The organism is Pseudomonas sp. 57B-090624 (assembly GCF_003234055.1).
GTDB classification, from domain to species: Bacteria; Pseudomonadota; Gammaproteobacteria; order Pseudomonadales; family Pseudomonadaceae; genus Metapseudomonas; species Metapseudomonas tohonis.
Map to the genome: position 1 here is coordinate 1 of NZ_QKRU01000089.1, position 24,776 is coordinate 24,776.

20 protein-coding genes are annotated in these 24,776 nt (G+C 68.9%); 13 read left to right on the forward strand and 7 right to left on the reverse strand.

Annotated features, from left to right (window positions below; all coding sequences use genetic code 11):
* Positions 1 to 461: 461 nt before the first annotated feature.
* Together DMX10_RS28415 and DMX10_RS28420 are read right to left on the reverse strand one after the other, a co-directional pair.
* Complete coding sequence (locus DMX10_RS28415; RefSeq protein ID WP_111264243.1) at positions 462 to 1,289, reverse strand: phosphatase PAP2 family protein; 828 nt, start codon at positions 1,287 to 1,289, stop codon at positions 462 to 464.
* Between the two features lie 51 nt (positions 1,290 to 1,340).
* Positions 1,341 to 2,615 carry an OprD family porin gene (locus tag DMX10_RS28420; RefSeq protein ID WP_111264244.1) on the reverse strand — a complete coding sequence of 425 codons (1,275 nt, stop codon included), beginning with the start codon at positions 2,613 to 2,615 and terminating at the stop codon, positions 1,341 to 1,343.
* Between the two features lie 483 nt (positions 2,616 to 3,098).
* Here DMX10_RS28420 and DMX10_RS28425 point away from each other — a divergent pair, with 483 nt between their 5' ends.
* The 4 genes from DMX10_RS28425 to DMX10_RS28440 all read left to right on the forward strand — a co-directional run bounded on the left by DMX10_RS28425 (position 3,099) and on the right by DMX10_RS28440 (position 7,757).
* Complete coding sequence (locus DMX10_RS28425) at positions 3,099 to 3,476, forward strand: DUF4189 domain-containing protein (RefSeq protein ID WP_111264245.1); 378 nt, start codon at positions 3,099 to 3,101, stop codon at positions 3,474 to 3,476.
* A gap of 137 nt (positions 3,477 to 3,613) precedes the next feature.
* On the forward strand, positions 3,614 to 4,009 hold the full coding sequence (locus tag DMX10_RS28430; protein WP_111264246.1) for a DUF2946 family protein: 396 nt from the start codon (positions 3,614 to 3,616) through the stop codon (positions 4,007 to 4,009).
* A 54-nt stretch (positions 4,010 to 4,063) separates the two neighbouring features.
* Positions 4,064 to 6,229 (forward strand): TonB-dependent siderophore receptor, encoded by a 2,166-nt coding sequence (locus DMX10_RS28435; RefSeq protein WP_111264247.1) that lies wholly within the window; start codon positions 4,064 to 4,066, stop codon positions 6,227 to 6,229.
* A gap of 10 nt (positions 6,230 to 6,239) precedes the next feature.
* Positions 6,240 to 7,757, forward strand: coding sequence for a PepSY domain-containing protein (locus tag DMX10_RS28440; protein ID WP_111264248.1), 1,518 nt, complete (start codon positions 6,240 to 6,242; stop codon positions 7,755 to 7,757).
* 31 nt (positions 7,758 to 7,788) lie between these two features.
* Here the strand turns inward: DMX10_RS28440 and DMX10_RS28445 are convergent, their stop codons facing one another.
* From DMX10_RS28445 to imuA, 5 genes are all read right to left on the reverse strand, one after another.
* Positions 7,789 to 8,706 (reverse strand): response regulator, encoded by a 918-nt coding sequence (locus tag DMX10_RS28445; protein WP_111264249.1) that lies wholly within the window; start codon positions 8,704 to 8,706, stop codon positions 7,789 to 7,791.
* Between the two features lie 4 nt (positions 8,707 to 8,710).
* Positions 8,711 to 10,015: a sensor histidine kinase gene (locus tag DMX10_RS28450; protein WP_111264250.1), complete on the reverse strand. Its 1,305-nt coding sequence runs from the start codon at positions 10,013 to 10,015 to the stop codon at positions 8,711 to 8,713.
* 840 nt (positions 10,016 to 10,855) lie between these two features.
* Positions 10,856 to 13,933, reverse strand: coding sequence for an error-prone DNA polymerase (locus DMX10_RS28455; RefSeq protein WP_111264251.1), 3,078 nt, complete (start codon positions 13,931 to 13,933; stop codon positions 10,856 to 10,858).
* Positions 13,930 to 15,345, reverse strand: coding sequence for a DNA polymerase Y family protein (locus DMX10_RS28460; protein ID WP_111264252.1), 1,416 nt, complete (start codon positions 15,343 to 15,345; stop codon positions 13,930 to 13,932). The genes DMX10_RS28455 and DMX10_RS28460 overlap by 4 nt, the downstream gene beginning before the upstream one ends.
* Positions 15,345 to 15,956 carry a translesion DNA synthesis-associated protein ImuA gene (gene imuA / locus DMX10_RS28465; RefSeq protein ID WP_111264253.1) on the reverse strand — a complete coding sequence of 204 codons (612 nt, stop codon included), beginning with the start codon at positions 15,954 to 15,956 and terminating at the stop codon, positions 15,345 to 15,347. Before imuA ends, DMX10_RS28460 begins: the two co-directional genes overlap by 1 nt.
* A 261-nt stretch (positions 15,957 to 16,217) precedes the next feature.
* Between imuA and DMX10_RS28470 the strand changes: the two genes are divergently transcribed.
* The 9 genes from DMX10_RS28470 to DMX10_RS28510 all read left to right on the forward strand — a co-directional run.
* Positions 16,218 to 17,258, forward strand: a complete 1,041-nt coding sequence (locus tag DMX10_RS28470) for a GGDEF domain-containing protein (RefSeq protein ID WP_111264254.1) — start codon at positions 16,218 to 16,220, stop codon at positions 17,256 to 17,258.
* Between the two features lie 172 nt (positions 17,259 to 17,430).
* Positions 17,431 to 18,444, forward strand: coding sequence for a methyl-accepting chemotaxis protein (locus DMX10_RS28475; protein WP_158545634.1), 1,014 nt, complete (start codon positions 17,431 to 17,433; stop codon positions 18,442 to 18,444).
* Positions 18,445 to 18,458: 14 nt separating this feature from the next.
* The gene (locus tag DMX10_RS28480; RefSeq protein WP_021221682.1) at positions 18,459 to 18,824 is read left to right on the forward strand and encodes a response regulator; all 366 of its coding nucleotides are present in this window, start codon (positions 18,459 to 18,461) and stop codon (positions 18,822 to 18,824) included.
* Between the two features lies 1 nt (position 18,825).
* Positions 18,826 to 19,152, forward strand: a complete 327-nt coding sequence (locus DMX10_RS28485) for an STAS domain-containing protein (RefSeq protein ID WP_111264256.1) — start codon at positions 18,826 to 18,828, stop codon at positions 19,150 to 19,152.
* A gap of 13 nt (positions 19,153 to 19,165) precedes the next feature.
* A complete protein-coding gene (locus DMX10_RS28490; RefSeq protein WP_111264257.1) occupies positions 19,166 to 21,358 on the forward strand; it encodes a chemotaxis protein CheA in 2,193 nt (730 codons plus the stop codon).
* 12 nt (positions 21,359 to 21,370) lie between these two features.
* A complete protein-coding gene (locus DMX10_RS28495) occupies positions 21,371 to 23,017 on the forward strand; it encodes a methyl-accepting chemotaxis protein (protein ID WP_111264258.1) in 1,647 nt (548 codons plus the stop codon).
* Positions 23,018 to 23,026: 9 nt separating this feature from the next.
* A complete protein-coding gene (locus DMX10_RS28500) occupies positions 23,027 to 23,536 on the forward strand; it encodes a chemotaxis protein CheW (RefSeq protein ID WP_021221686.1) in 510 nt (169 codons plus the stop codon).
* Positions 23,536 to 24,345 carry a protein-glutamate O-methyltransferase CheR gene (locus DMX10_RS28505; RefSeq protein WP_111264259.1) on the forward strand — a complete coding sequence of 270 codons (810 nt, stop codon included), beginning with the start codon at positions 23,536 to 23,538 and terminating at the stop codon, positions 24,343 to 24,345. The genes DMX10_RS28500 and DMX10_RS28505 overlap by 1 nt, the downstream gene beginning before the upstream one ends.
* The coding region (locus DMX10_RS28510; protein ID WP_146603074.1) for a response regulator at positions 24,342 to 24,776 on the forward strand (435 nt) is incomplete at its 3' end. The genes DMX10_RS28505 and DMX10_RS28510, both read left to right, overlap by 4 nt.

A 24,776-nucleotide genomic window follows, 5' to 3' on the forward strand; every position in this document is an offset into this window, starting at 1 on the left:
GTTCCCCCACCGCCCCCTCCACGGACAGTGGCACGGGCTCAGGCACCCAGTCGCCCGGCAATGGCGTCGGTGGCCCGAGTGCGCCCGGCGGCACCGGGACGGGGGGTGCCGGCACGGGCAGTGGCACCGGCGGCCAGGGCGGCGCCCCGACCCCGGGCACCAATGGCAGCGGAACGGGAACCGGCGGCTCGGGAACCGGTGGAATGGGCACCGGTGGCTCCGGCTCCGGGACGGGCGGTGCGGGCACCGGAGGCATGGGTGGCAGCGGGACCGGCGCCCCGGCAGGAACCGGCGGCACGGGTGGCTCGGGCTCCTCGGGCGGCAGCGGCAGTTCCTCCGGTGGTTCCAGCGGCAGCCAGTGACCACCTTCCGGCAACCACGCCCTGCGCGTGGTTGCCGTCCCCCCTTCCCACTTCCATCCAGCTCCGCCAGGTCGGAAACCAGCCGGAAGGGGCCCCTTCCTAGTCGATTCCCATCGCCAGGGCCCTGGCCTCTGCCGCGCAGTCGCGACCGGCGACCGCCCCCTGGCCGCGAACGGCCATCAGCTCGCTCCTGGCCAGGGCGAAATCCGCCTGGAAGGTCGGGTCGCCATGCAGGCGTGCCACGGCGGTGGCGCCTACCTCGCGGCCCTCGCGGACATCGCTGTACCAGTGCACGTTGCAGACCATGCGGCTTTCCGAATAGGCCCGGCCTCGGGCCCAGAGGGCGTCGCTGCGTTCCGGGGCCAGCTCGCTCAGCAAAAGCGCCCAGGCCCAGCCGATGGCGCTGTGCCCGGAAGGATAGGAACCATCCTTCGCCAGCCTGGACTCATCCGCCGGGGTACAGCTGGGTTGGCGGTTGAATACGAAGGGGCGGGTCCGGGCGTAGCGCGTCTTGGCGCCGTAGGTCGCGAGGCCCGCATCGGCCAGGGTGCGGCGCAGGAGCCGGTACAACGCCGGTGTCTGCTGCTCGCTGATGGGCGCGTCCAGGGCACAGGAGAAGGTGCCGGCAGCGGCGGGAAATTTCAGGTCGGCATCGCGGATCGCCAGCTCCCAGCGCGCACTGCCCCGCAGGGCCTGGCTTTTTTCAGCCAGGTGCTGGTCCAGCAGGAAGGCAGGCGTACCCGCCGCAGGGGGTGGCGGCAGCAGTGCCAGGCTATCGGGCAGCTCCTCCTTCTGCAGATAGCCCACCAGATAACCCGGCCGGAACTCTGGAATCCTTTGCTGCGGGTCAGGTTGCCCGGCTTCGCTCGGGTCGATCAGCGCCAGCAACGACAGACTGAACAGGCATTTCGACAAGTGACGGTACATGGGATGACCTCTTGATAAGTTCCAGCCGCTGCGGTGCGTTGCGCCATCGAATCAGCGGATGGCCCACGAGTAATTGAACATCAGGCGTATATCGTCGGTGTCGCGCTGGAAGTTACTGGCGTGATTGGAACGAAAGACCGCACTGCGCAAGCGAACGCTGAAGTCCTTCAGCGGACCGTCCTGCACGACATAGCGCAGTTCATTATCCAGTTCCCGGGATTTGCCGATCTTGCGAGTCCCGATGATCTCGGCATGGTCGCCGAACATATAACGGCTATTGAGACTGAGGCCGGGTATTCCCAGGCCGGCGAAGTCATACCCGTAGCGCAATGCCCAGGAACGCTCCTTGGCATTGGCGAAGTCACCGAGTATCGACAAGTTGATCAGGTTGGCGTCCGAACCCAGGAGGTAGGCATAGCCGGTGTCCCCCATCATCCGCTGGTAGGCCACGCCGAGGCTGTGACCGGCGTAGGCATACCCCAGAAACCCCTGCAGGGCCCGGTTGTCGATCTTGCCGCCCCTGGCGCCGCCCTGGTCACGCATGAGGCTCAGGCGCAGATCGCTGCTCAGGGCCCCGGCCCCCAGGGCGCCCTTGTGGCCCAGGGCGAAGACCTGCTGGCGGTAGATGTCCGCCAGTTGGGCGATGTGGTAGCGCCCCAGCCAATGCGCGTGGAATCGGTAGTCGACCCCGGCCGTGTCGAAGTGCTCCGCCGTCGCGCCATGCCCCTGGAAACGCCGGTTCAGGGTATTGAGCCGCAGTGGCGCGTACTGCGTGGCGTTGCGCTGCATGACCCGGCTCAAACGCCCTGCGGTCAGCTCCAGGTTCTCGAACTCGGCGCAGGTCAGCAGCCCGCCTTCGAACAGCTGCGGGAACAGACGGCCATCGTTGGGCTTGAGTGTCGGCAGGACTGGCGGCGTGAAGGCCCCCAGCTTGAGCTGGGTCTTGCCGGACTTGATCTTCCCGGCCAGGGCCAGCTTCGAATAGTCATCCTGCGCACGGCCACTGCGGTCGACCTGCAGCAATCCGGTACCGGTGCGTCCTGGCGCCGAGTCCAGCTTCACGCCGAGCATGCCGATGGCATCGACGCCGACCCCCAGGCTGCCCTCGGTGAAGCCCGAGTCCAGGCGCAGGATGAAACCCTGTGCCCACTCCTCGCGGTCGGCAGCACGGCCCTCGCGAAAGTCACGATTGAAGTAGTAGTTACGCAGGTCCAGCCGAGCGCTGCCGTCGTCGACCAGGTCGGCCGCCGCCGGCATGGCCAGCACCCCTGTACACAGCAGGGTCGAATAACGGCTTAGTTGAAAGGGCAAGTGTCTTGAAAGCATTGCATCGTCCTCTTTTATTGTTGTTCTTGGATCAAGGCGACGTGCGTCGTTTTATTGTTCATTCGGTGCCGCGACTTATATAAGCGCCACGCTGGCCAGGCACTCTCCAGGTGATTGAAAAGGGTTGTATTTGCCGCATGCCGTCTTGAGCGAGCGAAGCCGAGACTAAGTTGCAGGCGAACTTAAACAAGAACCATCAGCCCCATGAATGAGGCGATACCCGAATAAACCCGATCATTACCTGATTGCGCCAGGCACCTGTCATATCAGGTGAATTACCGAGTGATCTTTTAGTGCGAAACTTGTAAGTAACTTAAATTCTGATGTCAGAACTTACTTACTTGAAAAACGGGGCTTGATTGCCAATGTGCTCGGCCCCCGCGCAAGGATGATGGCCAGATACTAGCCAGCGCCATCCCTTCCCTTTAGTCTTCCGCCACCCGCCCCCACCTACCCATCCCGCGGGCCCTTCGAGGACTCACCATGCAACGGCCCCTGGCGATCGCCCGCAACCTTTTCCTGTGCCTGGCATTCGGCCTGGCCACCACTCAGGTCCACGCCGCCGGTGCCCTGGCCATCGACAGCAACCAGGGCCTGCAATACGGCTTCGCCTACGACTACCCCGACCTCGCCCAGGCCCAGGACCGCGCGCTGGGCGAGTGCGGCAGCGGCTGCGAGGTGGTGCTGAACTTCGAGAGCGGCTGCGCCGCCTACGCCGCCGACCAGGTCAACGGTTCCACCGCCTATGGCTGGGGCGCCGACTTCAACGCCGGCAACGCCCAGGCCCGCGCCCTCGCCGAATGCCAGGAACGGGGCGGCAACGCCTGCCTGGTGCGCAGCTGGGGGTGCAACAGCGAGTGAGCGCGGGGGCGCCGCCGGCTGATCCGGTGCGCGCCGAATGCCCACGCCGCCCGTGACTTCCTCGTGCACGGGCCTGCGGCAAAACGCCACGAACGACCACTCCCGAGCGCCCCGATGACCTGATAAAGTCGCCGCCCATGAAATTCACCCGCACCGAACGCCCGCTGATCGCCTGGATGCTCTACGCAAGCGTCCTGTTCAGCCTGTTCGCCTGCGGTATCCACCACGGCCAGATGAGCGGCCTGGCCCTCAGCGGCCTCGGTGGCGCCTTCTGCTCGGCCAACGACACCCAGGGCACCGGGGTCGACGACAGCGGCAAGCAACTGCCCCAGCTCGCGGCCCAGTACAGCTGCCCGCTCTGCTCCTCCTTCGCCCCCGCCGTGGCCCTCAGCAGCCTCGGCTGGCAGATCGACGCCTTCCTCGGCGCCCCCGCCACCCCGCTGGATGCCCATAGCTGGCCGCAACCGCCGCCGCGGGAACTCTGGCCCTCCCTCAACCCCCGCGCCTCCCCCGTCTCTTCCTCGCTCGCCTGACCACCTGGCGCTCCCGCGCCGAATCACCCGTGCCCGCTCGACAAGGAAGAGCCGATGAACCCGAAACACACCTGCCTGGTGCTGCTGGCCTGTGCCTGCTCGCCCGCCTACGCCCAACACGCCAGCGACACCCTGGAACTGCCTGCCAGCACCATCAGCGCCGACAGGGAAAACCCCGGCCTGGACCTCGACGCCGCCGCCGAAGGCACCTCGCGCCTGGGCCTCAGCCCGCGTGAGAACCCCGCCTCGGTGGCCATCGCCGACCGCGAGAAGATCGAACGCATCGGCGCGCGCAACTTCCTCGACGTCGCCAACGCGCTGCCCGGGGTCAACGCCTCGGCCCCGCCCGGCTGGGGCGGCTATGTGGCCTACCGCGGCTTCAACGGCGCCCAGGTCAACCAGCTGTTCAACGGCATCAGCCTGCAATACACCAGCGCCAACCGCCCGGTGGATGCCTGGATCTACGACCGCGTCGAGCTGATCGGCGGCCCCTCCTCCTTCCTCCACGGCAGCGGCTCGGTGGGCGGCAGCCTCAACTACGTCACCCGCCTGGCCAGCCGCGAGAACAGCGGCGAGGCGCGCATCCGCTACGCCCGCTTCGACGACCGCGAGGTCTCCATCGGCGTCAACCGCGTGCTCAACGACGGCCCCGGCCCGCACCACTACGCACGTATCGACTACAGCCGCAACGACGGCAACGGCTACATCGACCGCCAGGAGCGTGGCGCCGGCAACTTCGCCTTTTCCCTGCTCAGCGACCTCACCGACAACCTCTCCCACACCCTGGCCATCGAGTACCTGGAGGAGAAGGAAGACAGCCCCTACTGGGGCGCGCCGACCCTCAACCCCAAGGCCGGCGAACTGAAGATCGACCGTCACGACCGCTTCTCCAACTACAACGTCGAGGACGGCCGCTACGAGCAGCGCACCCGCTGGCTGCGCTCGATCACCGACTACCGCTTCGATGACGCCAGCAGCCTGCGCAACACCTTCTACCACTACGAAGGCCAGCGCGATTACCGCAACCTGGAGACCTATCGCTACACCGCCGGCAACAGTGCCATCCAGCGCACCGGCGCCTACCTGCAGCGCCACGACCAGGAGCTCAACGGCAACCGCGTGGAGTTCCTGCACAAGGACGAACTGTTCGGCCGGGCCAGCGACTGGGCCTTCGGCCTCGACTACAGCGTCAACCAGCAGGCGGTCTACCCGCGCTCCTCCTCGGCGATCTTCGACACCGTCCTGCCCGGCGCCTTCGACCCCGGCCATTTCGACGACATCCCCGGCATGGCCGGCGGCCTGGTCAAGGCCCGCAGCAACGAGGTGAAGACCACCTCCGCCTTCGCCGAGAACCGCCAGCAGCTCACCGACGAACTGGCCCTGGTCACCGCCCTGCGCTACGACCACATCGAGCTGGACGCCCGCAACCACGGCGCGGTCAGCGCCAACGCGCCGGCCGCCTTCTCGCGCCGCTGGGACGCCGTCACCGGCCGCGCGGGGCTGGTCTGGCAGTTCACCTCCGACGCCAACCTCTACGTGCAATACAGCACCTCGGCCGAACCGCCGGGCGGCACCCTCACCGGCGCCAGCTTCACCCAGGTGCGCGACTACGACCTGAGCACCGGTCGCCAGGTGGAAGTGGGCAGCAAGCTGGACTTCGACCAAGGCCGTGGCTCGGCGACCGTCGCCGCCTACCGCATCGTGCGCAAGGACTTCCCCATCGCCGACGCCAACAACCCCAACAGCACCATCCAGGCCGGCCAGCAGACCTCCGACGGCATCGAGATCGCCGCCTCCTACCGGCTCACGCCCGCCCTGACCGTCGAGGGCAATTTCGCCTGGGTCGACGCACGCTTCGACGAGTTCAACGAAGTGGTCAGCGGCGCCAACGTCTCGCGCAAGGGCAAGACCCCGGTCAACATCCCGGACCGCCTGGCCAACCTCTGGTTGAGCTATGACCTGGCCGAGGACTGGCGCACCGGCGTCGACGCGCGCTACGTCTCCTCGGTCTACGCCAACAACGCCAACACCCAGTGGGTGCACTCCTACACCCTCTACGGCGCCTTCCTCGAACACCGCCTGAGTGCCGACACCAAGGTCACCGCGCGCCTGCGCAACCTCACCGACGAGGTGTATGCGCGCTTCATCCACCAGACCGGTGCGCAGTACTACCTGGGCGAGCCACGCAGCCTGGAACTGGCCCTGGACATGCGCTTCTGAGGGCCGCCGGATGAAACGCCACCTGTACCTCTGGCATCGCTGGCTGGGCATCGCCCTGTGCCTGTTCATGGCCCTGTGGTTCGTCTCGGGCGTGGTCATGCTCTTCGTCGGCTACCCCAAGCTGACCCAGGCCGAGCGCCTCGCCCCGCTGCCGCCCCTGGCGGCGGGGTGCTGCGTGGAGCCCGGCGTGGCGCTCGCGGCCAGCGGCCGCAGCGAAGCGCCCTCGAGCCTGCGCCTGGTCAGCATCGCCGGCGAGCCGCGCTACCTGCTCGGCTACCGCGATGCCAGCCTCGCGGTGGACGCCCGCGACGGCAGCCTGCTCGCGCCCCAGGGCCCGTTGCAGGCCTTGGCCAGTGCGCGGCTGTACAGCGGCGCCGAGGCCCATTACCTGGAGGAAGTGGACGAAGACCTGTGGAGCCACAGCCGGGCCCTGGATGCCGACCGCCCGTTGCACAAGGTGCGGGTCGACGATACGGCGCGCAGCCTGCTCTATGTCTCCTCGCGCACCGGCGAGGTGGTGCGCGACGCCAGCCGCGCCGAACGCGCCTGGAACTACCTGGGCGCCTGGCTGCACTGGCTCTACCCGCTGCGCGGCGGCGTACTGGATGGCATCTGGGCCAGCATCGTCATCTACCTGTCACTGGCGGCCACGGCGATGGCCGTGCTGGGCGCCGTGGTCGGCCTGCTGCGCTGGCGCTTCTCCAGGCCCTACCGCAGCGGCTCGCGCTCGCCCTACCCGGCCGGCTTCGCCCGCTGGCACCACCTCACCGGGCTGGGCTTCGGCCTGCTGCTGATCGCCTGGATCTTCAGCGGCCTGATGTCCATGCGCCCCTGGCACCTCACCGAAGGGCGTTCGCCCCTCGCCGCGCGGGATTTCCAGGGCGGCGAACTGCACGGCAGCGCCTTCGGCGTCGGCGTCGACGACGCGCTGCAGCGCTTCCGCGAATCCGGCCTGGAACCGGTGGAGCTGCAATGGCGCATGCTCGGCGGCGCGGCCTATCTCGGGGCGCTGGACGCCCGGGGCGAAAGCCGCGTGTTGCCCCTGGCGGACGCGGGCCCGGCCCTGGCGCAATTGACCCGCAGCACCCTGGAAGCCGCCGCGCCGCAACCCGTGGCGCAATCCACCTGGCTGGAAGCCTACGACGCCTACTACTACCCGCGCGGCGAAGCCAGCATGTACGGCGGCCAGCCCAAACGCCTGCCGCTGCTGCGCCTGGCCTTCGACGATGCCGGCCACAGCTGGGTGCACATCGACCCCTACAGCGGCGCGGTGCTGGATGTGCTGGACGACAACCGCCGCGCCGGTCGCTGGCTGTTCAACCTGCTGCACAGCTGGGACTGGCCGCCGCTGCTGGAGCGGCCGTTGCTGCGGGAGGTGCTGATCATCGCCTTCAGCCTCGGCGGCCTGGCCATCAGCGTCAGCGGCGTGGTGATCGGCTGGCGCCGGTTGCGCCCCAAGCGCCGGGCGCTGCGGTCACCGGCGGTTTCAAGGGGGCTCGTGCGCCAACATGCGGACAACAGGCCGTAGCCGGGGCTTCAGCCCAGGGAAACAAACCGGCTCAGGCGCTCAGCCGCTCCCGCAGCCGCCCGAGCATGCCCAGCAGGCTGCCCACCTTCTCCCGCTCGCGGCCCTCGCGCGGTGCCTCGGCCTGGCGGGCCGGGGCGCGCAGCGGCTGCGCGCGCCAGGCCTGGGCCTGCTCGGCGGCGGCCTTCAGGCCTTTTTCGAACAGCCCACGGCGGATCGGCTTGGGCAGGTAGCGGAAGATCTGCGCCTCGTTGATCAGCTTGAGCAGCGCCTGGGTGTCGCGGAACGGCGTCACCACCAGGCTGAGCAGCCGCGGGTGGGCCTGGGCCAGGGACTTGAGCAGCGGCGCGGTGTCTTCGCCGGCGAACTTGAGGTCGCCCACCAGCAGGTCCACCGGCTCGTCGTTGAGCATCGCCACCGCCTCGACCAGGTTGCGCGGGCGCAGCAGGCGATGGCCGCCGCCCATGCAGAAGTCGGCGACGCTGGCCAGGGTCTCCGCGTCCTCGTCCAGCAGCAGCACGCTCAGCGCAGCGGCCTGGGTGGCAACCGGCAGCGGCGCGACCGGAGCGAGCGCCTGTCGCCCGGCGATCTCGGCCGCCTGGCGCAGGGTGAAGGCCATTTCCTGCGGGTCCCAGGGCTTGGTCAGGTAGCGAAAGATGCCGCCGCTGTTCAGCGCCTCCACCGCTGCATCGAGATCGGAATAGCCCGTGAGCAGGATGCGCAGGCAGTCCGGCGCCATCTCGCGCACCTGGGTCAGCAGCTCGGCGCCGCTCATCTGCGGCATGCGCTGGTCGCTGACGACTATGTGCACCGGCTCCCTGGCGAGCCGCTCCAGGGCACGCAGCGGGTCGCTCTCGGTGAGCACCTCGTAGTCACGGCGGAACTGCAGGGCGAGGCTGCGCAGGATGCGCTCCTCATCGTCGACGAACATCACGCGGATGGGCGAAGTCATGGGTTCAGGCGCTCCGTTTCATTTCACGGGCCTGCACGCGCGGCAGGCGGATGAGGAAGCGCGTGCCGCGCCCCACTTCAGAGGCCACGCGAATGCTGCCGCCGTGGTCCTGGATGATCTTGTAGCTGATGGACAAGCCCAGCCCCGTGCCCTCGCCCACCGGCTTGGTGGTGAAGAAGGGATCGAAGATGCGCCGCACCACGTCCGGTGCCATGCCGCAACCGCTGTCCTGCACCGAGATGCATACCCAGTCCGCCTCGGCCCAGCTCTTTATCTGGATGCGGCCGAAGCCGACCGTGGCCTGGGCGGCATTGGTCAGCAGGTTGAGCAGCACCTGGTTGATCTGCGAAGGCGCGCAGGCCACGCGCGGCAGCTCGCCGAGCTGCTGGACCACCTCGGCCTTGTCCTTGATGTGGTTGCGGGCAATCAACAGCGCGCTGCGGATGCAATCGTTGAGGTCCACTTCCTCGCTCATGGCGCGGTCCAGGCGGGCGAAATCCTTGAGCCCCGCCACCAGCTCGCCGATCTGCTCCAGGCCATAGAGGGTGTCGCCGAACAGCTGCCGCAGGTCCTCGGCCAACAGCTCCGGCGCCACCTGCTCGCGCATCGCCGCAGCGGCGTCCAGGGCATCGCCCAGGCGCTGCTCGTCACAATCCGGGTCGCGCAGGCAATCGGCCAGGGCGGCCTGGCTGCGGGCCAGCTCGGTGAGCGGCGCGGTGAGCTGGTCGAGCAATTGCACGTTGTTCTTCACGTAACCCAGGGGGGTGTTCAGCTCATGGGCGACGCCGGCGACCATCTGCCCCAGGGAGGCCATCTTCTCCGACTGCACCAGCTGGGCCTGGGATTCCCGGAGATCCACCAGGGCCTTGCGCAGCACCTGGTTGCGCTGGGCGATGCGCAGCTCCATGGCCTTGAGCAGGTCGAGCACGGTGCCCAGGCCCTGGTACCGGCCCCCGGCGTCCACCAGGATGAAGTCCTCGGTGATGGGGTACTGCAACTCGGCGGTGATCTGCTTGGCCGCCTGTTCCAGGCTCATCTCCAGGCTCAGCACCAGGGGCGATCCGTTCATCACCTCGCTCACCGGGCGGCGTCCCCAGAGGTCGCGGCCGAAGCGCTGCATGAAGATGTCCTGCAGGGTGTAGCGGCTCACCAGGCCCAGCGGCCGGGCCTCGGCATCCACCACCGGCAGGGAAAGGAAGGTCTTGTGCTCGGAGGTCAGCAGCCGGTCGGCCACATCGCTGATGCTCATCGCCGGTTCCAGCCCCGCGACGGGTTTGAGCAGGCGCGCCAGACTGCTTTCGGCTGCCATGATCCAAGGCTCCTTCCACTGAGAATGGGCGTCATTCAAGCAGTGACAGGTTGCCATCATGTGACAGCTGTCTCATTTCTCTTACACCTGGCTTCGCAGGCCGGCCGCCGGATTGGGGTGGACGACGCCTCACCCGGCCACCATCCGGGCTCGCCGGCAACAGCGCCGGTGGAGGTAGAAAGCGACCTCCACCCTACGCAGCGGTCAGGCCCCCTCGGGGCTGGCGGCTTTGTGCTTCAACCCACCACTCTCCTCCGGCTCACCGTTGGGCCTCGCTACGCTCGGCACCAACCTGCGGGCGTAGGGTGGACGACGCTCCACCCGTCCACCATCCGGGCTCGCCGGCAACACCGCCGGTGGAGGTAGAAAGCGACCTCCACCCTACACAGCGGTCAAGCCCCCTCGGGGCTGGCGGCTTTGTGCTTCAACCCACCACTCTCCTCCGGCTCACCGTTGGGCCTCGCTACGCTCGGCGCCAACCTGCGGGCGTAGGGTGGACGACGCCTCACCCGTCCACCATCCGGGCTCGCCGGCAACACCGCCGGTGGAGGTAAAAGCGACCTCCACCCTACGCAGCGGTCAGGCCCCCTCGGGGCTGGCGGCTTTGTGCTTCAACCCACCACTCTCCTCCGGCTCACCGTTGGGCCTCGCTACGCTCGGCGCCAACCTGCGGGCGTAGGGTGGACGACGCTCCACCCGTCCACCATCCGGGCTCGCCGGCAACACCGCCGGTGGAGGTAAAAGCGACCTCCACCCTACCCAGCGGTCAAGCCCCCTCGGGGCTGGCGGCTTTCTCGTGGGCGCGAATTCATTCGCGATGGGCGACTCAGGCGTTCACCGTCAATGGAAATCCCGGCTGCGCACATCCAGCCCCGCCAGCAGCGGCGTGAGGTCGTGCAGGCGGCGGGCGATGAGGTGGCGCACGCCGTCCTTGGCCTCCAGGCGGCCGTCCACCTGCAGCATCTGCGAGCCCACCAGCACACGGCGCTGGCGTACGGCGATGTCGTGCCAGACCACCACGTTGACCATGCCGAACTCGTCTTCCAGGGTGACGAAGACCACGCCGCTGGCGGTCTGCGGGCGCTGGCGGCCCTTCACCAGGCCGGCCACGCTCACCGCCTGGCCGTGCTCGGTGCCGGCCAGGTCGCGGGAGCTACGGCAGCGGCGTCTGGCCAATGCGCCGCGCAGCAGGGCCAGCGGGTGGGGGCCGAGCGTGGTGCCCAGGGTGTCGTAGTCGGCGTACAGGTCCTCGCCACGGCTGGGCAGCGGCAGGTCCACGGGCAGTTCCGCCTGTTGCGGCAGGCCGGCGAACAACGGCAGCTCCTCCTCCACCGCCGCCACCGCCCAGCGTGCCCGGTGGCGATGGCCGGCCAGGCCGCGCAGGGTGCTGGCATCGGCCAGGCGCTCGCGGGCGCGGGCATCCAGGCGGGCGCGGTGGCAGAGGTCGGCCACATCGTCGAAGGCACGAATGGCACGTGCAGCGGAGATACGCCCGGCCGCCTCCTCGTTGAAGCCCTTGACCATGCGCAGCCCCAGGCGGATGGCCAGGCGCCCGCGCGCATCGGGCTCCAGGTCGCAATCCCAGTCGCTGTGGCGCACGTCCACCGGGCGCACCTCGATGCCGTGGCGGCGGGCGTCCTGCAGCACCTGGTCGGGGGTGTAGAAGCCCATGGGCCAGCTGTTGACCAGGGCGCAGGCGAAGATCGCCGGCTCGTGGCACTTGAGCCAGCTGCTGGCATAGGCCAGCAGGGCGAAGCTGGCGGCGTGGGACTCGGGGAAGCCGTAGCTGCCGAAGCCCTTGATCTGTTCGAAGAGGCGCTGGATGAATGCCAGCTCGTAACCCTTTTTCAGCATGCGTTCGGTCAGGCGGATGCGATGGGGCTCCAGGCCGCCATGGCGCTTCCAGGCGGCCATGGAGCGACGCAGCCCATCGGCCTCCTCGGCCGTGTACTCGGCCGCCACCATGGCGATCTGCATCACCTGCTCCTGGAACAGCGGCACACCGAGGGTGCGCTGGAGCACCGTCTTCAGCTCCTCGGAGGGATAGTCCTCCGCCTCCTCCTTGTTCCGCCGCCGCAGGTAGGGATGGACCATGTCCCCCTGGATCGGCCCCGGCCGCACGATGGCCACCTGTATCACCAGGTCGTAGAACGCTTTCGGCCGCAGGCGCGGCAACATGGCCATCTGCGCACGGGACTCGATCTGGAACACGCCGACGGTGTCGGCGCGGCTGATCATTTCGTAGGTGGCGGCGTCTTTCTCAGGCAATCCCGCCAAGGTCAATATCCTGCCCCGATGCCGCTCGATCAGCCCGAAGCAGCGCCGCAGGGTGGTGAGCATGCCCAGGGCCAGCACGTCCACCTTGAGCAGGCCCAGGGCGTCGAGGTCGTCCTTGTCCCACTGCACCACGGTGCGCTCGGCCATGCTGGCGTTCTCCACCGGCACCAGGGTGTCCAGCGGTGCCTCGGAGATGACGAAGCCACCCGGGTGCTGCGACAGGTGCCGGGGAAAGCCGATCAGCTCGCCCGTCAGCGCCAGCACGCGGCGCATCACCGGGCTTTCCGGGTCGAAGCCGGCTTCCAGCAAGCGCTCGATGGGCGGCGCACGGTCGCTCCAGCTGCCGCAGCACTCGGCCAGGGCGTTGACCTGGTCCGGCGGCAGGCCCAGCACCTTGGCGATATCCCGTACCGCGCCGGCGCCGTGGTAGGTACTGGCCACCGCCGTCAGCGCGGCGCGGCCCCGCCCGTAGCGGCGGAACACGTACTGCATCACCTCTTCGCGGCGCTCGTGCTCGAAGTCGACGTCGATATCCGGCGGCTCCTTGCGCTCCTTGGACAGGAAGCGTTCGAACAGCAGGTTGAAGCGGCTCGGGTCCAGCTCGGTGATGCCGAGCACGAAGCACACCACCGAGTTGGCCGCCGAGCCGCGCCCCTGGCAGAGGATGCCTTTCGAGCGGGCGAAGCGGACGATGTCGTGCACCGTGAGGAAGTAGCTCTCGTAGCCCAGCTCCTCGATCAACGACAGCTCATGTTCCACCTGCTCCAATGCCTTATCGCTCGCCCCACCCGGCCAGCGTTCATGGATGCCCGTGGCCACCAGATGGCGCAACCAGCTCACCGGCGTATGCCCCTCGGCCACCAGCTCGCGCGGGTACTGGTAGTCGATCTCGCCCAGGTCGAAGCGGCAGCGCGCGGCGATCACCCGGGTCTCGGCCAGCAACGCCGGCGGGTAGAAGCGCTCCAGCACCGCGAGTGAGCGCAGGTGGCGCTCGCCGTTGGGGAACAGCCGCTGCCCGGCCTCGGCCAGGGTGCAGTGGTGGCGGATGGCGGTCATGCAGTCCTGCAGGGCACGGCGGCCCCGGGCATGCATGTGCACGTCACCCGCCGCCACGGCGGGGATGGCCAGCTCAGCGGCCAGGGCCTGCAGGCGGGCCAGCCGGCTGGCGTCGTCCGGCCCCCGGTGCAGCTCCACCGCCAGCCACAGGCGCCCGGGGAAACGGGCCCGCAACCAGCGGCCCTGCTCCTCGTCCGCCGGCTCGCCGGGCAGCCAGAGGGCCAGCAGGCCATCCAGGGCCCCTTCGAAATCCTCCGCCAGCAGGCGGTACTCGCCCTTGGCAGCGCGGCGCCGGGCCCGGGTGATGAGGCGGCACAGGCGCTGGTAGCCGCCCAGGTCCTCCACCAGCAGCACCAGGCGCGGGCCGTTCTCGATCGCCATCTCGCTGCCGACGATCAAGGGCAGCGCGCTCGCCTTGGCCGCCTGCCAGGCCCGCACGATGCCGGCCAGGGTGCATTCGTCGGTGATCGCCAGGGCCGCGTAGCCCTGCTGCTTCGCCCGCTCGAACAGCTCGGCGGCGCTGGAGGCCCCGCGCTGGAAGCTGAAGTTGGACAGGCAGTGCAGCTCGGCGTACCCGGCGCTCATGCGAACCACCCGAGCAGGGTGAAGGGCCCGATCTCCCCCGCCGGGCACCAGGCCCAGGCGCGGCGGCCGTCGCGGGTCTCCAGCTGGTAGTAGTCGCGGCGCTGGTCGTCGCCATCCCACCAGCCGGACTCCACCCGCTCCGGCCCGGCGAGGAGGCGCGGGGCGAACTCGCGCAGCGGCTGGCCCTCGCGCAGCAGCCAGCCGGGCCGAGGCGGCCCCTGCAGCAGCGGCCCGGCCTGGCCGTCCACACCCAGGCGCCAGGCATGCTCGGGGCGGTGGTCGGCATGGGCCTTGAGGCCCTGCACGGCGTCATCGCCCAGGCGCGCCCGCAGGCGTTCGCGCAAGGCTTCCCAGGGCAGGTTCTGCTGCGGTCGCGGGTCGAACAGTTCGCGGTGCTCGGGCACGAAGCGCGGCAGGTCGCGGGCCAGCAGGCGCAAGGCGCGCACCGGCGCCACCACCTGCAGTTGTTCCAGGCGCCCACGGGCCAGCTCGAAGAGCATCGCCGGGTCGCGTTCGGCACCCAGCAGGCCCACCGGCACCTGGCTGTCCGCCTGGCTGGCGTGCTGCAGGTGCAGGACGAAGCGCTGCACACCGCTGTCGCGCCCGGCGAGGAAGGCGGCGAGGTCCGAGGTGAGGCGGCGCAGGGGGAACAGCAGCGCCTGGTTCGATTCCACCTCGAAGTTGAGCTCGATGCGCGCATCGAACTCATCCGGCGGCAGGTAGCAGTCCAGGGCCACGGCGCGGCACCCCTGCAATTCGTCCAGGTGCTGCAGCACCCGTGCGGGGAAGCGCTTGGCCAGGGTCTCGCGGGGCAGCGCCAGGACCTGCTTCATGCGCCGCAGCCCCATGCGCCCCAGGGCCGTGGCCACCTCCGGCTCGAAGCCGGCACGCTCCACCGGCATGCGCTCCAGCGCATCCTGCAGCGCCGCGCCCTCTTCCACCGCCAGGCCATCGTGGATGTTGGCCAGCATGCGGGCCGCCACCGGATTGGGCGCCACCACGATGCGATGACGGAAGCCGAGCGCCGCCAGCTCCTCGCGCAGGCGCGCCTCGAAGCGCGGCCAGGGCCCGAACAGCGCCAGGCTGGAGGCGATCTCCAGCAGCAGCACGCGGGGGTAGCGCAGGCTGACATGGGAGCTGAAGCCGTAGCCCCATGCGGCGAGAAAGCGCTGCCAGTGCTCGATCTCCCCGGCGTCGTATTCAGCCTGGGCGAAATCACGGGTCAGCGCGTGGGCGGCGGTCAGGCCCATGCCCGGGCGCAGCCCCAGGGCCCGGGCGGCCGGGTTGACCGCCTGTAGCACGCGGCGTTGGGGCGTGCCGGTGACCAGGGCCAGGGGCGCTTCGGGGTCGTCGCGGCGGCGCAGCACGGCGTCCAGCGCCAGCTGCGGCAGCAGGATGCAGGCCCAGCGCATCAGTGCCCCGCGAGGGCCAGGGTGCCGGTCGGCGCCAGGCCACCCCGGCACTTGAGTACGCGCACCCGGCCCGGGCCGTCCAGTGCCAGGCGCAGGGCGGCGGGCGACGGGTTGAGGGCTTCCTGCAGGGGGCGATAGGCGAAGCCCAGGGTCTGCCCGGTTTCCGCCGCCACCTGCAACCGGCGCAGGGCCCGGTCGTCCGCCTGGCGCGGCCAGCAGAGCACGGCGCCGCAGCTGCCCGAACGCAGGCACTGCTCGGCCGCCCAGAGGGCGTCGCGGCCCTCGGCCTCGACCAGCATCAGCCAGCGCAGGTCCACTCCCGCAGCCTGCCAGGCCTGGGGATACGGCAGGTAGGGCGCGCCGACCAGCACCACCCGTTCGGCGCTGGCGGTGAGCCGCGCCAGGGTCGGCCAGAGCAGTTGCAACTCACCCAGCCCCGCGCCCGGCACGAGGATTTCGCTGAGGGCCGACTCCGGCCAGCCGCCCGAAGGCAGCGCCGCATCCAGGGCACCATGCCCCGTGGGTTGCGCACCGACAGGATGCGCACTGGCCTGGCCCTTCCAGATGCGCCGCTCGTCCAGCAACGCATCGAGGGCTACCACGGCGCCCATCAGGCGCCATCCCGGCGAAGGCGGCCCGTGAGGGCGGAAGCAAAGGAGGCAGGCATGGGGATCTCGGTACGAATTACTGTATGTGCATACAGTAATTGAGGCGAATACCTACGGCAATGCTCTACACACGCCGTAGGACGAGTGGATCATCCCCTGGCGCGAATACCCTGCGCGCGGGACCGGCGAAACCGGAGGAAAGCCTAACGGCGCGCCGACGCCCTGCGATAGCCTAGGCGCTCACGGCCTGCGGATGAGCCCGCGATGCAGCAACCCCATCACAGCCCCCCCGGTCTGGAAGACGCCGACCAGCGTGCCCTGGTGCGGCTGATCTTCGCCTCCACCGCCCTGACCCTGGCCTGCTTTTCGGTGCTGCAGTTCCTCGCCGGCAACCTGCCCCTGTCCCTGCTGGAGATGACCACCGCCGCCCTGCTCGGCTGGGCCTGCCAGCGCATCCGCCACGTCCAGGTGCTCACGCCCTGGCTCTACGCCTACCTGCTGCCGACCTTCAGCTTCCTCCTCTACATCATCGTCATGCCCGGCGCCTCGCCCACCGCCTTCGTCTGGATCTACCTGGTGCCGGTGCTCTCCTACCTGCTGCTGGGCAAGCTGCGCGGCTTCCTCCTGGCCATCCCCTATCTGGTCCTGGCGGTGATCGCCTACCTGCTGCGCTTTCCGCCACAGCCCGACGCCAAGGGCCTGATCGACCTGGGCAACGCCATGCTCTGCGGCCTGCTGATCCTGGCCTTCATGCACATCTACGAAGCCCGCCGGGCGATCGCCCACGCCCAGTTGCGGCGCCTGGCGCAGAGCGACGCCCTCACCGGCGTGGCCAACCGCGCCTTCTTCCAGCAGGCCCTGGAGCAGAGCATCCGCGACGCCGAGCGCACGGGGGCCGGCCTGGTGCTGGTGGTGCTCGACGTCGACGACTTCAAGCAGGTCAACGACCGCTGGGGCCACGACGCCGGCGACCAGGCCCTGCGCCATATCTGCCAGCGCCTGCAGCAACGGCTGCGCGCCACCGACCTGATCGGCCGCCTGGGCGGCGAGGAGTTCGGCCTGCTGCTGGGCCGGACCACCCGCGACGACGCCGCGCGCCTGGTCGAGGAACTGCGCCACGACCTGCAACGCTCGCCGCTGCAATACGGCGAGCAGCGCATCCCCCTGTCCGCCACCTTCGGCCTGGCCGAATGGAAAACCGACGGTCACAGCGGCGACGAGCTCTACCGCCGCGCCGACAAGCGCCTCTACCAGGGCAAGGCCCAGGGCCGCAACCGCCTGGTGATCAGCGACTGCGTGCCCTGATCGCCCGCATGGCGGGATTCCCCTAGACCGCCCTAGGGGCTGCCCCGATTTCGACGGAGCAGCGCACCTCCTATCGTTCCCGGTATCACTCCACTACCGGGACTCTGCCGTGCTGGCCTATTCCGTTCTCTGGTTCGCCCTCCTCCTCGGTCTCGCCGGCCTGGGGCTGGAGATGCCCTGGGTCGCGGGAGCCGGTATCGCCCTGGCCGCCGTCGCCGCCATCCTCCTGCGCCCCCGTGCACCGGTGGTGGTGGAAGCGGCGCCGACCCGCACCGAGCCGCCGCCCACCGACTGCCAACCCCTGCTCGCCGCAGTACTGCCCGCCTGGGGCCAGAACATCGGCCAGGTGCGCGAACTGGTGAGCGGCAACGTCAGCCAGCTGTTCGGCCGCTTCGCCAGCCTGGCCCAGCGCCTCGACCAGACCCTGCAACGCTCCGAGAGCGTGATCGGCGGTGCCGGCGTCACCGACAACCTGCGCCAGGCCCAGCAACGCCTGGACGAGGTCACCACCGCCTTCCACCAGGCCACCGCCCACAAGAACGAGCTGCTGGCCACCATCGGCCACCTCAACAGCTACGCCAGCGAATTGCAGAGCATGTCCAAGCACGTCCAGGACATCGCCAGCCAGACCAACCTGCTGGCCCTCAACGCGGCCATCGAAGCGGCCCGCGCCGGTGACTACGGACGCGGCTTCTCGGTGGTGGCGGACGAGGTGCGCAAGCTCTCCAGCCTCTCCGCCGAGACCGGCCAGCGCATGGTCGAGAAGGTCGGCGAGATCAACCAGGCGATCCGCTCCACCGTCAGCGCCGCCGAGGAACTCTCGGCCAGCGAGGAAAGCAACCTGCGCTACCTGGACCAGGTGGCCGGCGACATCATGCAGGGCCTGAGCGCCAACCTCGACGAACTCACCGACACCTCCCGCGAGCTGCAGCGCGACGCCCGCACTACCCAGGCGGACATCCAGGAAATCGTCGTCAGCCTGCAGTTCCAGGACCGCAGCGACCAGATGCTCGACCACCTGCAGAACGACCTGGAGCGCCTGCTGCACGCCCTGCGCGAACAGGACCCGATCCTCGGCCAGCCGCAACGCTGGCTCACCGAGCTGCGCCGGCAGTTCACCACGGACGAAGAGCGCACCGGCCGTCGCGGCCAGCCTGCGCAGAACAGCGAAGTCACCTTTTTCTGATCATTGGAGGCCCCATGGCCAAGACCATCCTGATAGTCGACGACTCCTCGTCGATGCGCCAACTGGTGAAGATGACCCTCGGCGGCGCCGGCCACCAGGTCATCGAAGCCGTCGACGGGCGCGACGCCCTGACCAAGCTCAACGGGCAGAAGATCAACCTGATCATCAGCGACGTGAACATGCCCAACCTCGACGGCATCGGCCTGGTCAAGGAGATCAAGGCCCACAAGGACTACCGCTTCACCCCCATCGTCATGCTCACCACCGAGAGCGAGCAGAGCAAGAAGGCCGAGGGCCAGGCCGCCGGCGCCCGCGCCTGGATCGTCAAGCCCTTCCAGCCGCAGCAATTGCTGGCCGCCGTCGAAAAGCTGGTGGGCTGAGATGCTCGCCATCGAATTCGACACCGCCGCCAGCCCCGCGCGCCTCGCCCTGGGCGGCAGCCTGACCATCTACGAGGTGGCCCAGGCCCATGGCGAGCTCCTGGCCCTGCTCGCGGCCAATGCCCGGGTGGAGGCCTGGCGCCTGGACCTCGCCGAGCTGGAGGAACTGGACAGCGCGGGCGTGCAACTGCTGCTCGGCCTGCGTCGCCAACTGGTGCTGGCCGGCCACACGTTCGAGGTGGTGAACCTGCAAGGCGCTGCGCTGGAAGTCGTCAGCCTGCTGCGCCTGGACGTGCTGCTGCCCGGCGAGCAGCCGGCAGTGGCCTGAACGGAGGCGCCCGATGCTCAATGGAGAACAGTGGAGCCAGCTGCTGCTGGGCTTCATCGAAGAGGCCCGTGACCTCGGCAAGCAGGCCGAGGAATACCTGCTGCAACTCGACCAGCAACCCGACGACGCGGCTGCCATCAACGGCCTGTTCCGTGCCATGCACACCCTCAAGGGCTCGGCCGGCCTGTTCTCCCTCACGCCCCTGGTGAGCTTCACCCATCACCTGGAGAACCTTCTGATGGCGGTGCGCGACGGCCACCGCGCGCTCGACCCGTCGCTGGTCTCGCTGATGCTGCGCTGCCTCGACGAGATCGTCTCGATGATCGCCCTGATCGACCCGGAAACCGGCGACCTGCCGGTGGACGAACAGCATCAAACCGAGCTGCTCGGCGCCCTTGCCGCCCACCTCGGTGCGGCCGCCCCGGCGCACGCGGCGCCCGCCGAGGCCACGCCGCCCGCCGATGGCGGCTCGCCCAGGGACGGCGCCTGGCACATCTCCCTGCGCTTCCATGCCGACCTGCTGCGCAACGGCTTCGACCCCATCGCCTTCGTCCAGTACCTCGGCCGCCTGGGCGAGGTGCTCAACCTGCAGGTGATCGACGACGCCCTGCCGCCGCTGGCCGAACTGGACCCGGAAAGCTGCTACCTGGGCATGGAGATCGACCTCTTCAGCAACGCCACCAAGGCCGAGATCGAGGACGTCTTCGACTTCATCCACGACTTCTGCACCCTGCGCATCCTGCCGCCCGACAGCGCCCTGGACGACTACATCCGCCTGATCCAGGAACTGCCCGAGACCGACCAGCGCATCGGCGCCATCCTCGTCGCCAGCGGCCTGCTCACCGAGCACGAACTGGCCCAGGGCCTGGCCCTGCAGGCCGGGGCCCCTGAACTCAAACCAGCCCTCGGTGCGGTGCTGGTGGAAGAAGGCATCGTCGCGCCGCAGGCGGTCAACGCCGCCCTGGCCAAGCAGAAGAGCTCGCGCGAGCGCAAGGTCCAGGAAAGCAGCCAGGTCCGCGTCGCCGCACACAAGCTCGACGAGCTCATCAACCTGGTCGGCGAGCTGGTGATCAGCGCCGCCGGGGCCCAGCTGCAGGCGCAGATGCACGGCAACGCCCTGTGCCTGGAAGGCGCGCAGACGGTCAACCAGCGCGTCGAGCAGATCCGCGAGGCGGCGCTGAAGCTGCGCATGATCGAGATCGGCGACACCTTCAACCGCTTCCACCGCGTGGTGCGCGACGTCAGCCAGCAGCTGGGCAAGGACATCCGCCTGGAGATCCGCGGGGCCGACACCGAGCTGGACAAGTCGGTGATCGACAAGCTCGCCGACCCCCTCACCCACCTGGTGCGCAATGCCATCGACCACGGCATCGAATCCGCCGAGCAGCGCCTGGCCGCCGGCAAGAGCGCCGAAGGCCGGCTGAGCCTCAACGCCTTCCACGAGTCGGGGATGATCGTCATCGAGGTGGCCGACGACGGCCACGGCCTGAACACCGCGCGCATCCGCGAGAAGGCCATCGCCCGTGGCCTGATCGATGCGCAGGCGAACCTGCCCGAGCACGATATCCAGCGGCTGATCTTCGCCGCCGGCTTCTCCACCGCCGACAACGTCTCCGACCTCTCCGGGCGCGGCGTCGGCATGGACGTGGTGCGCAGCGCCATCGACGCCCTGCGCGGCAGCATCGAGATCGACTCGCGGCCGGGCCTGGGCTGCACCTTCCGCATCCGCCTGCCGCTGACCCTGGCGATCATCGACGGCTTCCTGGTGAGCCTGGGCGAAGAACACTTCGTGGTGCCGCTGGACATGGTCACCGAGTGCCTGGAGCTGGAAGCCGGGCAGCTGGCAGAGGCCGCCTACGGCTACCTCGACCTGCGCGGCCGGCCCCTGCCCTGCATCGACCTGGCCGCGCACTTCGAGCTGCCGGTGCAGCGCGGCAAGCGGCGCAACATCGTGGTCGTCAGCCTGGGGCGCCAACAGGCCGGGCTGGTCGTCGACAACCTGCACGGCGAGCTGCAGACGGTGATCAAGCCGCTCGGCCTGCTGTTCCAGCACCTGGAAGGCATCAGCGGTTCCACCATCCTCGGCTCCGGGCAGGTCGCCCTGATCCTCGATATCGCCAGCCTGTTCCGCCACCTGCAAGGACGCGTCGACGCCGACGCCCGTACCCCTTCAACCCAACCGCGCCCCGACCTCGCGGGCTCGTAGGAGATCACCGCCATGCAATTCATCAGCAACCTGAAGATCGGCGTAAGGCTGATCGCCGGCTTTTCCCTGGTGGTGCTCCTGACCGCCGTGGTGGGGGTCCTGGGCATCGTCAACCTGGGCAAGGTCAACGACCTCTCCGACCAGATGTACAGCCGCGAGATGGCCGCCCTGGAAACCATGATGAACGCCAACCTGGACCTCATCTACATGGGCCGCCACCTGCGCAGCAACCTGCTGTCGTCTTCCCAGCAGGAACGCGACGCCACCGCCGCGCAGGTCCACGACGCGATGAAGAACCTGCACGAGAACCTCGACAAGGCGCGCGGCAGCTTCGACAGCGAGCAGTCCCTCGCCAAGCTCACCGCCCTCGACACGCAACTGGCCGAATACGAGAAAATCGTGCTGCAGATGCTCGAGGCGAACAAGAACGCCCCCCTGGCGCAGAGCACCGAGGCCACCGCACTGATGCCGCAGCTGCGTGCCCAGGGCAACGCCGCCGACGCCACCATCAGCGAGCTGGTGGCGCAGAAGAAATCCCGCGCCAAGGACGCCAACGACACCATCACCGACATCTACCTGGGTTCGCGGACCCAGATGATCGCGCTGATCCTGATCGCCGCCGCGCTCGGCTTCGCCATCGGCATCCTCGTCACCCGCTCCATCTCGCGGCCGTTGAACCGCGCCATGGGCGTGGCCAACAGCCTGGCCGAGGGTGACCTGACGGTGCACGTCGAATCCGAAAGCCGCGACGAGACCGGGCGCCTGCTGGCCTCCATGCAGCACATGACCGAGCGCTTGCGCAGCGTCATGGCCGACGTGCGCAGCGCCGCGGACTCGCTGTCCTCGGCCTCCGAGGAAGTCAGCGCCACCTCGCAGTCCCTGAGCCAGGCCGCCACCGAACAGGCCGCCAGCGTCGAGGAGACCACCGCCTCGGTCGAGCAGATGTCCGCCTCCATCGCGCAGAACACCGAAAGCGCGCAGATCACCGACGGCATCGCCGGCAAGGCCGCCAACGACGCCGTGCAGGGTGGCCAGGCGGTGCGCGAGATGGTCCAGGCCATGAAGCAGATCGCCGACAAGATCGGCATCATCGACGACATCGCCTACCAGACCAACCTGCTGGCCCTCAACGCCGCCATCGAGGCCGCCCGCGCGGGCGACCACGGCAAGGGCTTCGCGGTGGTCGCCGCCGAGGTGCGCAAGCTCGCCGAGCGCAGCCAGGTGGCCGCCCAGGAGATCGGCGGCGTCGCCAGCAACAGCGTGCACCTGGCCGAACAGGCCGGCGCCCTGCTCGACCAGATCGTGCCCAACATCCAGAAGACCTCCGACCTGGTGCAGGAAATCACCGCTGCGTCCCAGGAACAGACCACCGGCGCCGCGCAGATCAATATCGCCATGGGCCAGATGAACCAGATCACCCAGCAGAACGCCTCCGCCTCCGAGGAGCTGGCGGCCACCGCCGAGGAAATGAACGCCCAGGCCAGCCAGCTGCAGGAGCTGATCGGCTACTTCCGCCTGGAGAGCGCCGCCCAGGCCGGCAAGCTGCCCGTGGTGCGCAACGACCGTGGCCCCGGCAACGTGCGCGAACTGCGCCGCCCGGCCCCGCGCAAGCCGAACCAGCCGCTGGCCGATGAAGGCCAGTTCGTCAGCTTCAACTGAGGAGGCGGCATGAACGAAGCCAAGGCCATGGTGCCGGTGGCCCTGCCCACCAGCATCCAGCACCTGTCGTTCCGGGTGCGCCAGGCGCGCTACGCACTGCCCATCGACCTGGTGCGCGAGATCATCGAATACGGCCAGGTCACCACCGTGCCGATGATGCCGCCCTTCATCCACGGGGTGATCAACCTGCGCGGCAACGTGGTGCCGGTGCTGGATCTGGCGGCACGCTTCGGCTTCGAGCTGAGCGTGCCGAACAAGCGCACCTGCATCGTCATCATCGAGCTGAACCTGGATGAGCAGCAGCAGCGCATCGGCCTGGTGGTGGACGCGGTGGACGCAGTGCTGGACATCGAGTCCGACAAGGTCGAGCAGGCGCCGCCCTTCGGCGCCGGCATCCGCACCGACTTCATCGCCGGCATGGCCCGCGATGAGCGCGGCTTCACCATCATCCTCGACGTGCGCCGCGTGCTCTCGCTGGACGACATCCGCCAGCTGAGCCTCGCCCAGCAGGCCGGCTGATGCCCACCAGCCACCTGCCCAAGCTCAGCGACAGCGACTTCCGTCGCCTCCAGCAGATGATGCTGGAGGCCTCGGGGATCCGCATGGCCGAACAGAAACGCACCCTGATGGCCGGGCGCCTGATGGGCCGCCTGCGCGCCCTGGAGTTGGACAGCTACGGCGACTACATGAAGGTGCTCGACGATCCCGCCGCCCAGGAGGAACGGCGCACCGTCATCGACCTGCTGACCACCAACGAAACCTACTTCTTCCGCGAGCCGCAGCATTTCAAGCTGCTCGGCGAATGGGTGGCCCGCCAGCGTCGCCCGTTGCACCTGTGGAGCGCCGCCAGCTCCTCCGGCCAGGAGGCCTTCAGCATGGCCATGACCCTGGCCGAGAACGCCCGCACCCAGGACTGGTCGATCTTCGCCAGCGACCTCAGCCGCCGCGTGCTGGAAAAGGCACGCCAGGCCACCTACCCCATGGAGCAGGCGGAGAACTTCCCCACCGGCTGGCTCAAGCGTCATTGCCTCAAGGGCGTGGAGGAGAGCCAGGGGCTGTTCCGCATGAGCCAGACCCTGCGCCACCGGGTGACCTTCGCCGAACTCAACCTGACCCGGCCAATCCCCAGGGAGATCGGCCCCTTCGACGTGATCTTCCTGCGCAACGTGCTCATCTACTTCGGCCAGGAGGAAAAGCGCGCCATGGTCGCGCGCCTGGTGGAGCGCCTGCGCCCGGACGGCCTGTTCTTCATCGGCCATGCGGAAAGCCTGCATGGCTTCAACCTGCCGCTGCGTGCAGTGCGGCCCTCGGTATTCCAACGCTCATGAGCCCGCTCAGCAGACCCGCCCCGAACCCGATCAAGGTGTTCATCGTCGACGACTCCGCCCTGGTGCGGCAGGTGCTCACCGCCTGCCTGGACAACCACCCCGGCATCCAGGTCATCGGCCAGGCCGCCGACCCGCTGTTCGCCCTGGACAAGATGCGCAAGCAGTGGCCCGACGTGCTGGTCCTGGACGTCGAGATGCCGCGCATGGACGGCATCACCTTCCTGCGCAAGATCATGGCCGAGCGGCCCACGCCCTCGATCATCTGCTCGACCCTCACCGAGGCCGGCGCGGCCATCACCCTCGAAGCCCTGGCCGCCGGCGCCGTAGGCGTCTTCACCAAGGCGCGCCAGGGGCTCAAGGACAGCCTGCAGCAGCTTTCCGGCGAACTCATCCGGCAGATCGAACTGGCTGCCCGCAGCCACCCCCACGCC

What these genes read in the sequence shown, in the direction of transcription:
- imuA (WP_111264253.1), bottom strand. Translation starts at nt 15,956, where the DNA reads ATGGGCGCCGTGGTAGCCCTCGATGCGTTGCTGGACGAGCGGCGCATC.
- DMX10_RS28420 (WP_111264244.1), bottom strand. Translation starts at nt 2,615, where the DNA reads ATGCTTTCAAGACACTTGCCCTTTCAACTAAGCCGTTATTCGACCCTG.
- DMX10_RS28470 (WP_111264254.1), top strand. Translation starts at nt 16,218, where the DNA reads ATGCAGCAACCCCATCACAGCCCCCCCGGTCTGGAAGACGCCGACCAG.
- DMX10_RS28490 (WP_111264257.1), top strand. Translation starts at nt 19,166, where the DNA reads ATGCTCAATGGAGAACAGTGGAGCCAGCTGCTGCTGGGCTTCATCGAA.
- DMX10_RS28430 (WP_111264246.1), top strand. Translation starts at nt 3,614, where the DNA reads ATGAAATTCACCCGCACCGAACGCCCGCTGATCGCCTGGATGCTCTAC.
- DMX10_RS28460 (WP_111264252.1), bottom strand. Translation starts at nt 15,345, where the DNA reads ATGCGCTGGGCCTGCATCCTGCTGCCGCAGCTGGCGCTGGACGCCGTG.
- DMX10_RS28425 (WP_111264245.1), top strand. Translation starts at nt 3,099, where the DNA reads ATGCAACGGCCCCTGGCGATCGCCCGCAACCTTTTCCTGTGCCTGGCA.
- DMX10_RS28415 (WP_111264243.1), bottom strand. Translation starts at nt 1,289, where the DNA reads ATGTACCGTCACTTGTCGAAATGCCTGTTCAGTCTGTCGTTGCTGGCG.
- DMX10_RS28435 (WP_111264247.1), top strand. Translation starts at nt 4,064, where the DNA reads ATGAACCCGAAACACACCTGCCTGGTGCTGCTGGCCTGTGCCTGCTCG.
- DMX10_RS28455 (WP_111264251.1), bottom strand. Translation starts at nt 13,933, where the DNA reads ATGAGCGCCGGGTACGCCGAGCTGCACTGCCTGTCCAACTTCAGCTTC.
- DMX10_RS28450 (WP_111264250.1), bottom strand. Translation starts at nt 10,015, where the DNA reads ATGGCAGCCGAAAGCAGTCTGGCGCGCCTGCTCAAACCCGTCGCGGGG.
- DMX10_RS28495 (WP_111264258.1), top strand. Translation starts at nt 21,371, where the DNA reads ATGCAATTCATCAGCAACCTGAAGATCGGCGTAAGGCTGATCGCCGGC.
- DMX10_RS28445 (WP_111264249.1), bottom strand. Translation starts at nt 8,706, where the DNA reads ATGACTTCGCCCATCCGCGTGATGTTCGTCGACGATGAGGAGCGCATC.
- DMX10_RS28475 (WP_158545634.1), top strand. Translation starts at nt 17,431, where the DNA reads ATGCCCTGGGTCGCGGGAGCCGGTATCGCCCTGGCCGCCGTCGCCGCC.
- DMX10_RS28480 (WP_021221682.1), top strand. Translation starts at nt 18,459, where the DNA reads ATGGCCAAGACCATCCTGATAGTCGACGACTCCTCGTCGATGCGCCAA.
- DMX10_RS28485 (WP_111264256.1), top strand. Translation starts at nt 18,826, where the DNA reads ATGCTCGCCATCGAATTCGACACCGCCGCCAGCCCCGCGCGCCTCGCC.
- DMX10_RS28500 (WP_021221686.1), top strand. Translation starts at nt 23,027, where the DNA reads ATGAACGAAGCCAAGGCCATGGTGCCGGTGGCCCTGCCCACCAGCATC.
- DMX10_RS28440 (WP_111264248.1), top strand. Translation starts at nt 6,240, where the DNA reads ATGAAACGCCACCTGTACCTCTGGCATCGCTGGCTGGGCATCGCCCTG.
- DMX10_RS28505 (WP_111264259.1), top strand. Translation starts at nt 23,536, where the DNA reads ATGCCCACCAGCCACCTGCCCAAGCTCAGCGACAGCGACTTCCGTCGC.